The 13322-nt window shown below is 38.2% G+C and carries 10 protein-coding genes; 9 read left to right on the top strand and 1 reads right to left on the bottom strand.

Features of this window, described 5'->3' with window-relative positions:
- Nucleotides 1-24: 24 nt before the first annotated feature.
- Entirely contained in the window at nucleotides 25-2967 is a 2943-nt protein-coding gene (gene basD / locus EG365_RS02545) for an acinetobactin non-ribosomal peptide synthetase subunit BasD (protein ID WP_001177743.1), read from the bottom strand.
- Between the two features lie 161 nt (nucleotides 2968-3128).
- Between basD and basE the strand changes: the two genes are divergently transcribed.
- The 9 genes from basE (at nucleotide 3129) to basJ (ending at nucleotide 13227) form a co-directional block, all read left to right on the top strand.
- Nucleotides 3129-4757, top strand: coding sequence for a (2,3-dihydroxybenzoyl)adenylate synthase BasE (basE, locus tag EG365_RS02540; RefSeq protein WP_000744381.1), 1629 nt, complete (start codon nucleotides 3129-3131; stop codon nucleotides 4755-4757).
- 17 nt (nucleotides 4758-4774) lie between these two features.
- Complete coding sequence (gene basF, locus EG365_RS02535; protein WP_001018264.1) at nucleotides 4775-5644, top strand: acinetobactin biosynthesis bifunctional isochorismatase/aryl carrier protein BasF; 870 nt, start codon at nucleotides 4775-4777, stop codon at nucleotides 5642-5644.
- A 117-nt stretch (nucleotides 5645-5761) separates the two neighbouring features.
- Nucleotides 5762-6913, top strand: coding sequence for an acinetobactin biosynthesis histidine decarboxylase BasG (basG, locus tag EG365_RS02530; protein WP_000603876.1), 1152 nt, complete (start codon nucleotides 5762-5764; stop codon nucleotides 6911-6913).
- A 96-nt stretch (nucleotides 6914-7009) separates the two neighbouring features.
- Nucleotides 7010-7165, top strand: a complete 156-nt coding sequence (locus EG365_RS02525; protein WP_001176134.1) for a hypothetical protein — start codon at nucleotides 7010-7012, stop codon at nucleotides 7163-7165.
- Nucleotides 7158-8768 (top strand): acinetobactin export ABC transporter permease/ATP-binding subunit BarA, encoded by a 1611-nt coding sequence (gene barA / locus EG365_RS02520; protein ID WP_001281538.1) that lies wholly within the window; start codon nucleotides 7158-7160, stop codon nucleotides 8766-8768. Before EG365_RS02525 ends, barA begins: the two co-directional genes overlap by 8 nt.
- Nucleotides 8765-10360 carry an acinetobactin export ABC transporter permease/ATP-binding subunit BarB gene (barB, locus tag EG365_RS02515; RefSeq protein ID WP_001095752.1) on the top strand — a complete coding sequence of 532 codons (1596 nt, stop codon included), beginning with the start codon at nucleotides 8765-8767 and terminating at the stop codon, nucleotides 10358-10360. The genes barA and barB overlap by 4 nt, the downstream gene beginning before the upstream one ends.
- A gap of 72 nt (nucleotides 10361-10432) precedes the next feature.
- On the top strand, nucleotides 10433-11167 hold the full coding sequence (gene basH / locus EG365_RS02510; RefSeq protein ID WP_001032906.1) for an acinetobactin biosynthesis thioesterase BasH: 735 nt from the start codon (nucleotides 10433-10435) through the stop codon (nucleotides 11165-11167).
- 10 nt (nucleotides 11168-11177) lie between these two features.
- Nucleotides 11178-11933 carry an acinetobactin biosynthesis phosphopantetheinyl transferase BasI gene (gene basI / locus EG365_RS02505; protein WP_001093095.1) on the top strand — a complete coding sequence of 252 codons (756 nt, stop codon included), beginning with the start codon at nucleotides 11178-11180 and terminating at the stop codon, nucleotides 11931-11933.
- A gap of 124 nt (nucleotides 11934-12057) precedes the next feature.
- A complete protein-coding gene (gene basJ, locus EG365_RS02500) occupies nucleotides 12058-13227 on the top strand; it encodes an acinetobactin biosynthesis isochorismate synthase BasJ (RefSeq protein ID WP_000983821.1) in 1170 nt (389 codons plus the stop codon).
- Nucleotides 13228-13322 lie beyond the last annotated feature (95 nt).

The following is a 13322-nucleotide window of genomic DNA, read 5'->3' as shown; positions in this document are numbered from 1 at the left end:
AATGATGAAAGTTCAAAATACGAATTAATGTGGTGTTACTAGTTTCTCTACATCAGCAATATTGCGACATTGAATAAGTTGAACAGGTGAGAGCTGAATCGCGTATGTTTCATTAATACGTTTTGAAACGACCTTTAAATGATGTGGACGCAGCCCGAGATGAGTAAAATGAGTTGAGTTGTCCACTTCCATATTTGGCGGGTGGCCTATCACTTCTAAGTAAATGTCGAGTAGTTGATTTTGCTGTTTAGCATTATTTTCAATTGGTATAGATGAATGATCGGACTCATTATTTTTAAAATATAGTCGTTTATTTTGAAGCTCACTGAAAAAATTGCTGAGATCAAAACTGAATATTTCTGAACCAATAATTTGCTTGATTGCTAATTGCAGTGCATCCAAGAAATCGTCAATCATGTTGGGTGGAAATGCTTCTTGGGCATAATCAATATCGAAAATCAAAGCGCCGTCATTTCTTGTGCTAAAGCGAATATCAATTGCAACTTGAGGTGTTTGGGTCAGTCCATCTAGTTGCTGAATAGGATGAGATTCAGATAATACCGGCCATGACAAACCATTTGTAATTACAATCGGTAATACTGGAGCAGTGCCAACTTTTTCAAATAATAGTCGAGCGAGATCAACGCCTGAAAATGAAAGATGCTGTAAACCCTCTAAAACTTCAGTTTGCAAACGGTTTGCTTGTTCAGCAAATTGATCTGAAGTTTTCCACTCAACAGCAATAAACGTAGAGCTATTAGAAAATGGTCCGGCATAGAGAGGAAGTGTAGGAACAGCAACGCATAGAGATTTGTCCGTGCTCCAATGAGATAGCACTTCCAAAATAATCGCCATGATGATTGAGTTTTTAAACAGTGAATGTTTTGCGCCAATTTTAGACAACTGTTTAAATTGATCTTTTTCTATAACCAAACTTTTACGTTGGTAACGTGAAGTCGGTAAATGCTGTAAGGGCGTTTTCCACGGAAACGCAGGAATAGCCGATAATTTAGAAAATTTTCTTTCCCAGTAAGCCATATCTGTGTGATGAACAGATAAGCTATTTTCAGCTTCATTTTCTTCTATTTGTGTTTGGATATCATGTTGTTGCCCATCAAATAGCTCTAACATAAGTGAAGCTATAGATCGGCCATCTAAAATCAATGCATCAAAGCGGACAAAAATTGTTAATAGATTATTTTTTAATAAAAATACGGTGATATTCCAAGGCGACTGATTTAAATCAAATAGCTCATGCGTATAACTATTTTTATAGGACTGGATGTGGTGAGAAGCACGTTCAGGTTCCCATGTAGTTAGGTCTATTTCTTTTAAATTGACACTCACTTGATCGCTTATATATTGTATTAACCTATTTTTATCAATATAGGTTCGTAAGCTGTCATGCTGCCGTACCATTTCTGCCAATCGTTGTCTTAATAAAACAATATCCATTTTGCCGTGATACTGCCTAAACTCTTGCATGGCAACACCACCTAAAGGAAGGGCTTGAGTTCGACCTAATAGGTAGGCTTGTTGTAATGCATTTAATGGTTTTTGAGACGTACGATCTGACGAGGTATTTTGTGCTGGGCTTATAATTTGTGTATTAAGTTGCTCAGGATGTGCGGCAAGATTTTTAAGTAAATGAATGAAAGATTCAAATAAATTCGTGATCCATTCTTTGGGTAGAGCATCTAAACGGATGTCCCAATTAACTAAAATACCGTCATCTACATGAGCAACTTGTGCATCAAGTGCAACTTGTGGCCCTTGTGAAATGACCCAATTCATTGAACCAAAAACACGACGGACATGCTCAGAAAGCAAATTATTATTTTCTAAGTCGAGTGCCGCTGTAAATACCACGGGAGCAATCTGTGCACTACCATGATAACGAGACAGGTCACGTAGAACATTAACACCCGAATAATGTGAATGCTCTAATAACTCAAGCATTTGATTTGCTATTTGTTTGCAGAATGCGGCTAAGGTAGTTGTCCCTTTCATGTCGACATCAAGGATGACTAGATTAGCAAAATCACCAATAGTGCCTTCGACATTTTTTAAAACTGGCTCGCGCCAAAAAGTAGGAATATTTAATCGGAAGCTGTGATCTTTGGTTGCATGACCAAGCGTATAGGCAAATAGACCTAATATCAGGTTGGTTACAGTAATATGTTGTTTTCTAGCAAGTTGTTGTAATGCTGTTCGTTCTTTTGGCGATAGCCAAGTACTTAAACGATCACTTTTTGCTGTTTTGAATTCTTGATGAATGAAAGGTAGAGACGGAGCAGGGCTAATATGAGAAAGACGTTGTTTCCACCATAAGCGGTCTCGTTGGCTTAATTTTTTTAGGTCAGGATCTGTCCGTATTTTTTGATACCAGTCAAAAAAATTAGGCGGACGGGAGAATGATATTTCTGGGTCTTCATAAAACAAAGAAAGATCTTCCATCAAGTTCAAAAAACTGGACGGATCTATAGCAATCATGTCCGTATCTATATGAAAACGAAAAATATTATTTTTAAGAACACTTATAGAAAATCTTGCAGTCTGGCCCTGACTTAGATCAAGTTTTTGGTGGGTCCATTGCTCCCGTTTTTGCATGAGCATTTGCTCAATTTGATAATCGCTAAGCTTTGAAAAATCATCGACTTCTAATATCTGTTGAGTCTTCTCAGACATGATGTTTGCGATGCCATCGGCACTCAAACTTAATCTCAAAATAGGGTGTTCTTTATAAAGTCGTTGAAGTGCTAAATGTAATTTTTGTAGATCAATAAATTGACCGTCAAATTCTGCATAGAGGTGGGCAGCAACCCCACCTAAAGTTGCGTTGCCAGAGCGACCAAACCAGCAGGCCGCTTGCATCGAAGTTAATTCACACATTGAACGATAACTCGGTTGACAAATTAATCTTGTTTCAGCATCATACAAACAAATGAAAATGATTACCAGTTGCATTTGTTAATCATTTCCAATTTTGCTGTGAATATATAGCTTGTCCGTCTTAAGAGTTTTCTTTAGTCGGTATTCAAATTAAATATTTATGCCGATATGTAAGAAAATTTACCAAGAATCAATAGTTTGATAACCATTAAATTAAATTGAATATTTAGAATGTCATGAAAAAACAGTTGATTGAGTTTGTTCGCTGGTCTCCCGAGAGAGCGCAACACTATCGAAATAAAGGCTATTGGATTGACCAACCTTTGACGCGCATTTTAACGGTAGGGGTTCAATCGCATCCGCATTCGCCGGCAATTATTTGTGGTGAACGTCAGTTGAGTTATATCGAGCTGGATCGGCTATCAACAAATTTAGCTTCTCGACTAGCTGAAAAAGGCTTGGGCAAGGGTGATACAGCTTTAGTACAACTTCCCAATGTTGCGGAGTTTTATATTGTCTTTTTTGCCTTGCTTAAAGCAGGCGTGGTTGTACTCAATGCGCTATATAGCCATCGCCAATATGAACTAAATGCCTTTATTAAACAGATTCAACCTAAGCTTTTAATTGGTTCGCGTCAGCATGAAGTATTTAGCAATAATCAATTTATTGATTCACTTCATGAAGTAAATTTAAGTCCTGAAATTATTTTGATGCTCAATCATCAAGCTACCGATTTCGGATTATTAGACTGGATTGAAACACCAGCAGAGACCTTAGTCGATTTTTCATCTACACCTGCTGATGAAGTTGCTTTCTTTCAGCTATCAGGTGGAAGTACGGGAACACCAAAACTTATTCCACGCACGCATAATGACTATGACTATAGCGTGCGAGCCAGTGCCGAGATTTGCGATTTAAACTCAAATACCCGGTTATTGTGCGCTCTGCCAGCTCCGCATAACTTTATGTTGAGTTCACCTGGTGCATTAGGTGTTTTACATGCAGGTGGATGTGTTGTTATGGCACCAAATCCTGAACCGCTCAATTGCTTCTCTATTATTCAAAGACATCAAGTCAATATGGCATCTTTAGTGCCGAGTGCTGTCATTATGTGGCTAGAAAAAGCCGCGCAATATAAAGATCAAATTCAGTCTTTAAAGTTGCTTCAAGTAGGTGGAGCAAGTTTCCCTGAATCTTTAGCCCGTCAAGTTCCTGAAGTCATCAATTGTAAATTACAACAAGTATTTGGAATGGCCGAAGGCTTGGTCAATTACACCAGACTCGATGACTCCGATGAGCAAATATTTACGACACAAGGGCGTCCTATCAGTTCTGATGATGAAATCAAAATTGTGGATGAACAGTATAAAGAGGTTCCAGAAGGTGAAATAGGGATGCTTGCGACTCGGGGACCTTATACCTTTTGCGGTTATTACCAAAGCCCTGAACATAATTCACAGGTCTTTGATGAGGACAACTATTACTATTCGGGCGATCTCGTGCAGCGTACCCCTGATGGTAATTTACGTGTAGTAGGAAGAATTAAAGACCAGATTAACCGTGGTGGCGAAAAGATTGCTTCGGAAGAAATAGAAAAACTTATTCTTTTGCATCCAGAAGTTATGCACGCAGCTTTGGTCGCAATTGTTGATGAACAATTTGGTGAAAAGAGTTGTGCCTTTATTGTTTCTCGTAATCCTGAACTTAAAGCTGTTGTGCTCAGACGCCATCTCATGGAGTTGGGTATTGCACAATACAAACTTCCAGATCAGATCAAATTAATCGAAAGTTTGCCACTGACCGCAGTCGGTAAGGTGGACAAAAAACAACTTCGCAGCATTTTAAATACATCTACAACATCTTAATAAATATTGAGCAGCATATGGCTATTTCAAAAATTTCTACTTATCTCATGCCCGAAAGAGAGAGTTATCCAAATAATAAAACAGACTGGCAATTAGATCCTTCTCGAGCTGTTTTATTAATTCATGATATGCAGCGCTACTTTTTAAATTTTTACGATGCTGAAAGTGAATTAATTAAAACGGTTGTTAATCATTTAGTTCAATTAAGAACTTGGGCACATCAGAACAATGTTCCTGTTGTCTATACAGCACAGCCCTATGAGCAGCCAGCGGCAGATCGAGCATTACTGAATGCGATGTGGGGACCGGGTTTGCCAGCCTCAACAATCGATCAGCAAAAAATTATTGATCAACTTTCTCCTGCTGAACATGACATTGTCTTAACGAAATGGCGTTATAGCGCGTTTAAACGTTCGGATTTGCTTGAAAGAATGCAAAACTGGAATCGTGATCAGCTCATTATTGGCGGTGTCTATGCTCATATCGGTTGTATGGTTACGGCAATTGAAGCTTTTATGAGTGACATACAACCCTTTCTGGTTGGGGATGCAGTTGCCGATTTTTCAGAAGAAGAACACCGCTTAGCTTTGAAATATGTATCTTCACGTTGCGGTCAAGTTGTGGATACCGAATCTGTAGTGGGGCAGGTGGCAACAGGCATTACACGACCTTGGTTAGAGCAAAAGGTCCAGCAGCTTATTGAAGAAGATGAATTAGATCCAGAAGAAAATCTGATTCTTTATGGACTGGACTCATTACGAATTATGCAGTTTTCTTCGGAACTCAAAGCGCAGGGAATCAATATCAGTTTTGAAGAATTAGGACGCACACCCACCTTATCAAATTGGTGGTCATTGGTTGATGCACGGCAAAGGATTGCAGGGTAGAGGGTTGCCATCATAAGGCATACGACAAATCCTGGTCGCTAAATTTATACATAAAATTTATATCTTTGATAGCGACTCCTTAGACGACTTGTAATCGTCATATTAACGGAGCAAAAAATGATTTTATCGCCTGCTGATCAAGAGAGAATTGAGACATTCTGGAATTACTGTTTAAAACATCAATACTTCAATATTGGATATCCTGAATCTGCAGATTTTGATTATTCCGCTTTATTCCGTTTTTTCAAATTCTCTATTAATAATTGTGGTGATTGGAAAGACTATAGTAATTACGCATTGAATTCTTTTGATTTTGAAAAAGATGTGATGGCGTATTTTGCTGAAATTTTTCAAATTCCCTTTGAAGAAAGCTGGGGATACGTAACCAATGGTGGCACAGAAGGTAATATGTTTGGCTGCTATCTGGCGCGTGAGCTATTTCCTGATTCCACATTATATTACTCAAAAGATACGCATTATTCGGTGAGAAAAATCGCCAAATTATTGCAGATGAAATCTTGTGTGATCGAATCATTGGATAATGGTGAAATCGACTATGATGATTTAATCCATAAAATAAAAACCAATAAAGAAAGTCACCCCATTATTTTTGCAAATATTGGTACGACCATGACCGGTGCAATTGATGATATTGAAATGATTCAAGAGCGCTTAGCGCAAATCGGAATCATGCGCCGAGATTATTATATTCATGCCGACGCTGCCTTAAGTGGCATGATTTTACCTTTTGTTGATCATCCTCAAGCGTTTTCCTTTGCTCATGGTATCGACTCAATCTGTGTGTCTGGTCATAAAATGATTGGCTCACCGATTCCGTGTGGCATTGTTGTGGCCAAACGCCAAAATGTAGAGCGTATATCGGTAGATGTTGACTATATCTCTACACGTGATCAAACCATTAGCGGTTCTCGTAATGGTCATACCGTCTTACTGATGTGGGCAGCAATACGTAGCCAAACCAATTTACAAAGACGACAGAGAATTCAACATTGTCTAAAAATGGCCCAGTACGCGGTTGATCGCTTTCAGGCAGTGGGCATTCCTGCTTGGCGGAATCCGAATTCAATCACTGTGGTATTTCCGTGTCCTTCTGAGCACATCTGGAAAAAGCATTATCTAGCAACCTCTGGAAATATGGCTCATTTAATTACTACGGCACATCACCGAGATACACGTCAGATTGATAGCTTAATTGACGACGTTATTTTTGATTTACAAGGTGCCTCTAAACGTACAGTTGGTTTTTAGTCATATCAACCAAGATGATTTAGACAAATCCATATTAATTTTACAGTCTAGAAAATGATCTAAAAATATTTTGATAGGGTGGTTAGGAAGTTTTTGATGCAATTAAAGTTTTTAAAAAAATACTTTTTATATGATTTTCTTATTCATGCTTTTTTAAAGCCGAAAAAGGCAATTCTTGCTGGTCAATTGAAGCGAGATTTTATTTTAAGTACCGCTTTTTCTATGAATATAAAGAGAGATAAGCATGTCTGATTTAAAGTTATCTCATCTGATGACAGACTCTTCCTTGGCACCTGCACTCAAGCCAGCATTTCCTAAATTATTTGCAGGAACGCTTGCTGCCGTATTTTCTGGTTTAGCCATTTTAACTGCCTTGTGGGGCATGATTCAGTTGATTGGTTATTTATCTTCTTATTGGGTGATCTTTTCAGCGGTTTTTTGGATAGTCGGGGCGGCATTGGCAGCACTAGCTTCATGGTTAGTGCATGATGCAGAGGCTGGATTTTCGGCACGATTACGTCGTCAAATTGCTCATCATTTAATTCGGTTACCTAACACAACCCTATCAAAACAGGGTGACCAAAACTTAAAACGACTGGTTTCAGATGATATCGCAACCTTACACCATATGGTGGCACATTTACCGTCGGAAATTGCGATTTTTGCTGTAATCCCTTTAGTTTCTATTATTTTATTAATTGCTTTGGTTGGCCCGATGGCCCTTTGGGTATTATTACCTGGGGCAATTGCTTCACTCTATTATTTAATTATTGTTCCCCATGTATCAAAACGGGATGGCGCTGCACGTATGCAGGTCATGTTAGATATTATTGGTTCTGCTGATGATTATGCGCGCGGCATTCGTGATAATCGAATATATGGGCAACAATCAGGTGCTTTAACAGCCTATATTCAATCAGCACAAAATTTTACTCAAAATATGGTGTCTTGGGTGAGTAAAGTCGCAACACTCGCTGCTGTTGCCACAGCCTTACTACAAGCTGTTGCAACCTTTGCCATAGCCTATTTTGTAGCTTATCAATACGACAGCATGACCTTGGCTGCAACACTTTTCTTTAGCTTGGCCATCGTGACACCTTCGCTACGTTTAGGGCATGGTCTTGATTATGTCGCTGCTGGGCGAGCTGCAGCTAGTCGTTTATCTGCATTCTTAAAAGAGCCAGTACTCTCGTCGGGCAATCTACAAAAGATTGAGCAAGATGTAACACTTGAAATAGTGAATGCAAGCTTTGCAATCGAAAATCAAAAAGTATTGGATCGATTAAGTTATGCATTTCCAAAAAATTCAATTACTGCAATTACAGGACCGAGTGGAGTTGGAAAAACAACCTTACTGCGGGCACTTGCTGGGTTCGCTGTATTGCAAGAAGGTGTCGTTCAATTAGCAAAAACAGATATTTTGCAATTACATGAAAAACTAAGACATGAAAAGGTTTTGTTTATTCCACAAGGTGGAGATGTATTACCGACCACAGTAAGAGAAAACTTGTCCTTATCTGCCGTTAATGCAAATGATGCACAACTTGAGCAGGCATTACTCAAGGCCCAACTAAAAGTAGATTTAAATGCAGATGCAACTTTACTTTCAGGCGGTGAAAAACAGCGCCTAGGAATAGCGCGTGCGTTTTTATCCTCAGCTCCTATTATTTTATTAGATGAGCCAACGAGCGCACTCGACCAGACCAATGCGACAAAAATAATATTGGAATTAAGCGACTTAGCTAAAAAACAGAATAAAACCATCGTCATGGTCACTCATGATCTTGCCTTAGCTGCTCATGCCGACAGTAGATTAGTGCTTAAAGGCCCAACTGACTCAGGGAAATCTTTATGAATACTCCTGCTAAATTAAATAAAGATCAGATTTTTTCGATGCTTCCTCGTGCGGCCAAACAAAAATTAATTATTGTTGGTATCGGATGGATCATTGTTGCAGCAATTGAAGCAATCGCATATACCGTCTTGGCATTTGCAATTGTCAATCAATGGTCACCAAGCTGGGTTCTCATCAGTGCAATTGCAGCAATATTAGTGACAGTTATAGTCACTCGTGCTGGCTTCCTTACTGGTGTGCGTTTAGCAGGGGACCTATTTGCTGAGTTAGGCAAATCTTTAGCTCGTGCCAAGCTCTCTTGGTTTACCAATGAACAGCGTGCTCAGATTAAGACAATTGCTGGACAGGGAATTCCTGGGTTTATGAGTATTCCTGCTCATCAATTGCAAACCTTTTTACATGCGCCTTTTATGCCTTTATTTCTCACAATAGGAATAGGCCTGCTTGCCGGAGCAGGCGTAGCATTTGTCGCTTTAGGCTTACTTTTACTCTCTTTATTTGCTCAATTCCTAGCACAACGTGCACTCATGCATATTGATAAAAAGCGTAATACTGCCGATTTAGCGGCTTCACAAGCAACGCTGGAATTGGTTGATCATGTTGAGTTATTACGCACAGCCGCGGGACCTGAACGTGCGGTCCAAAGGCTAGAACATCGTTGGGAAGAGCAAGAAGAGACATTAGTACGGATTAATCGTGCTGCTGCATTTGCAAGTTTTATTGCAACCTTAGCAAGTGTTTTACCCATTGCTGGGATGGCAACATATCTGGTGATCGATGGGGTCAATCATGCTGCTTTGGTGTTGGCATTACTCGTCTTAATTGGACGTGCAGCAGCGCCATTAGGTGAACTTGCTACCGCAGGGTTACATATCAATGATTTGTTTGCTGCACTGCGCAACTTTAATCAGATCACCCATCCACCTGAGTTGCCTGAGCCATTACACCCTCAAATTCCTACTGGCCATCATATTTCGGTACAAGACGTTAGCTATGCGCCAGCACTTGAAAATATATCTCTCGATATCGCATTGGGGAGCAGAGTATGGGTTACCGGACCAAGTGGTAGTGGTAAGAGTACTTTACTTGAATTGCTTACACGGTTTGATGATCCACAAAGAGGAAAAATTACCCTTGGTGGCATAGCTCTTGATCAAATGAAATATGAAGATTTGGTCTCGAATATCGCTTATGTCACACAAGAACCTATTTTGTTCACAAGTACACTGGCTGAAAATATCCGTTTAGGTAAACCTGATGCAACTGATGATGAAATAGAAAAGGCTGCAAGAGATGCCGCATTAGGAGCAATGATTGACCGTAGTTCAGAAGGAATTAATCAATCGGTGGGTAAACAAGGCACCGCATTGTCTGGTGGTGAACGTCAGCGGGTCGCAATTGCCCGAGCATTACTCAAAAATGCGCCGATTTTAATACTTGATGAAGCAACCTCTGCCTTGGATGAAGAGACTGAGCAGGAAATTGTTACAACGATACGTGCTCTTTCTTCTACGGTTATTTTTGTGACGCATCGTGATTCAGCCATTTGGCAACCGACTCAAACTATCAATTTAGCTTCAACTTCTGTTTAAAAAAATAGCGCAGAAACCTGATTTAAGCATTTTTTATAAAAGAAAAATGCTTAATATTTGGAGAATTCTTAAGTGAATAAACATCAATATAATATGTTCTGTTTACCGCCTGCGGGGAGTAGCGCGAGTATTTATCATCCATGGAAAAAGCAGATTTCTGACAATATTCGTATTATTCCTATTGAATATTCGGGTCATGGTATAAAAATAAATGAACCATTGATTGATGATCCTGATCTATTGGCTATGCAAATTGCCAATGAAATACAAGCTTACTCAGACACACCATTTATTTTATTTGGACATAGTGTAGGAGGTGGCTTGATTTGGAAAGTACTCAATTATTTGAATGAAAAACCCATAATTGATCAGTTGAGATTAATTGTTATAAGTAGCCGACCTGAGCACCACTATATTCAACATATGCGGTACAAGCATGAGCTAACCGATGAAAAAATTATTGATGAATTAAAGCGATACAATAATTTTCCTGACGAAATTTTAAATAATCAGGAAGCACTCACATTCTTTCTCAAAATCATTCGTAACGACTTCTATCTTAGTGATCAATTACTTAGCGAGAAGATTCATAAGACCGAGGTTCCGATTGTTGCATTTTATGGTAAACAGGACCCTGATATTCCTAACAAAAGAATGATGGATGCATGGCAACAACACACAGAAAATTGGTTAGGAAGTATTGAGTTTGAAGGGGACCATTTCTACTTTCTTAATCCCGAGACTCGAGTGAAGATGCTTGAAAACATTGCCGCCATCGTTGAAACATTGACCGTGAATATTGAATAAAGTCCATGCTATGAATACGAAAAAGCAGTTAAGTAGAGGGGCTAATTCATGTCTGGATGAAATAAATATTCAATATGAAAAGCTAACAGCTTTCGGGATAGATATACATAAGGTCCAGCTCAGTGAAATCAAAGAAATACCTCAGCTTGATCATATCTATCAGGAGCTGAATATATTTCTTCCACCGAATATAAAAAGCTCACGCTTCATTCGTCAATTAGAGTTCTTGACGGGGCGCTTAGCAGCAAAATATGCATTACAACGCTTCAATTTACAAGACTCTATTGTCCATCAGGGTAAACAGGGAGAGCCCCTATGGCCCGAAGGAGTGATGGGTGGGATTAGTCATGTTGGATCAAAAAAATCATGTCATGCCATCGCATATGTTAGAAATAACACGCTTAAAGAAAAAATATTTGGAATCGATATAGAGTCTCAAAAACATCATATTTTTTTTCAAAAGAAAGATGAATTTTATGATGTTTTTCTCAATAAAAACGAGCAAGCAGAAATTGAAAAGCTACTAAAAGATCAAGCATATTTATATTTGGTAATATTCTCTGCTAAGGAAAGTATCATTAAGGCATTTTATTTAAAATATAAGCAAATTATTGATTTTAAGAATATAAAATTTAAAGCGCTAGATGGCGCGTTTCTTTATTTTTACCTTAGACAAGAAAGTTTAATCGAGATAACTCTAGAGGTTAAAGTTTATTTTTTTCATACAAATAACGAGATAATTACAATTTCTTGCATTGAAAACTAAATTTGTTATTGATAATAATAATCATTTGCATTAATGTGTGTTTCAGTATTTTTATATCCTTATATTTAAAAAGAAGTACTACAGAATTTGCTTGAAAAAAATCAATGTGAGAGGTGATATACAGATGATGCAGACTCAAATATCAGTAGAGCAAAATTTAGATCATATCGGTCAAAAGAAATTTTCATGTTTTTCTACGAAGAATTATTATCTCGAGGTCAACGAATTCGTTAAAACGTTAAATACACCTGCAGCAAATACCGCACTATTGAATGAAGAGATTGCAAAATGCTTTGAAGAAATTAAAAAGCAAGGCCATCAAAATCCAGTTTTAATTGGTGCTATACCTTTTGATATTACAAAGAAAAGTAGCTTAAATTTTTATGCTGATCATAAAAAAATAACACAATCATCTTCTACGATTAATTCATTAAAAAATCGTAATAACATTGAGATAATTAATAAATCATTGCTCATTCAACGACAAAAATTTGAAGGTACAGTACAGCTAGCTTTAGATGCTTTTGAGAAAAAGAAGGTAGAAAAAGTTGTTCTCTCTCAGGCTGTTGAATATGAGTTTAACCGTCATCAAGAGCCTGAAAATTTATTGGCTGCTTTATTAAAACAAAATCCAAATGCTTATAATTTTGTGATTCCAGTCGAGCATAATAATTATATCCTAGGTGCAAGTCCTGAACTGCTTTTGTCAAAACAAGGGCGTATTGTAACCAGTAACCCTTTGGCTGGCTCTCGTCCTAAATCTCAAATTTCTGAAAAAAATTTCGTCAGCCAACAAGAATTAAATCATTCCGAGAAAGATCAACATGAACATCGAATTGTGGTTGAAAATATTATTAGAAATTTAGCTACTCATTGTGTAGAGCTTAAGGTTTCTGAATTTCCAGATATTTTAGAAACTTCAACGATGTTGCATTTATCATCAGAATTCCAAGGTGTGCTTAAACAACAGGCTCCCGATGCCTTAAACCTTGCATTAGAATTACATCCAACACCAGCAGTTTGTGGCTCACCAACTCATGTTGCTAAGCAATTTATTTTAGATCATGAAGGTTATGACCGACATTATTACACGGGGTTAGTCGGCTGGATGGATGCGGAGGGTAATGGTGAGTGGGTAGTGACAATTCGATGTGGTCTACTCAGTGAAAATAAAATGCGCTTATATGCTGGTGCGGGGATTGTTGAAGGGTCAGATGCTGAAGCTGAATGGCTAGAAACAGAAGCTAAAATGCAAACCATGCTAAATATTCTAAATACAAAAGTTGCTGTGTAATTAGTAAACCTAGGCAGGTTTTATTTTTATAGCCAAAACAATAACTACATATTCCACGGGGCTATGCTAAAAAATTTAATAAAAAAGCCTGCATA

Origin of the sequence: Acinetobacter sp. FDAARGOS_494, from assembly GCF_003812225.1 — a bacterium.
Classification (GTDB): domain Bacteria; phylum Pseudomonadota; class Gammaproteobacteria; order Pseudomonadales; family Moraxellaceae; genus Acinetobacter; species Acinetobacter baumannii.
The sequence above is the reverse complement of the archived record's forward strand: the minus strand, read 5'-3'. Positions and strand labels throughout refer to the sequence as shown.

Excerpts from the sequence above, each read along its gene's own strand:
- basD (WP_001177743.1), bottom strand. The coding sequence starts at position 2,967 with ATGCAACTGGTAATCATTTTCATTTGTTTGTATGATGCTGAAACAAGA.
- basE (WP_000744381.1), top strand. The coding sequence starts at position 3,129 with ATGAAAAAACAGTTGATTGAGTTTGTTCGCTGGTCTCCCGAGAGAGCG.
- basF (WP_001018264.1), top strand. The coding sequence starts at position 4,775 with ATGGCTATTTCAAAAATTTCTACTTATCTCATGCCCGAAAGAGAGAGT.
- basG (WP_000603876.1), top strand. The coding sequence starts at position 5,762 with ATGATTTTATCGCCTGCTGATCAAGAGAGAATTGAGACATTCTGGAAT.
- EG365_RS02525 (WP_001176134.1), top strand. The coding sequence starts at position 7,010 with ATGCAATTAAAGTTTTTAAAAAAATACTTTTTATATGATTTTCTTATT.
- barA (WP_001281538.1), top strand. The coding sequence starts at position 7,158 with ATGTCTGATTTAAAGTTATCTCATCTGATGACAGACTCTTCCTTGGCA.
- barB (WP_001095752.1), top strand. The coding sequence starts at position 8,765 with ATGAATACTCCTGCTAAATTAAATAAAGATCAGATTTTTTCGATGCTT.
- basI (WP_001093095.1), top strand. The coding sequence starts at position 11,178 with ATGAATACGAAAAAGCAGTTAAGTAGAGGGGCTAATTCATGTCTGGAT.
- basJ (WP_000983821.1), top strand. The coding sequence starts at position 12,058 with ATGATGCAGACTCAAATATCAGTAGAGCAAAATTTAGATCATATCGGT.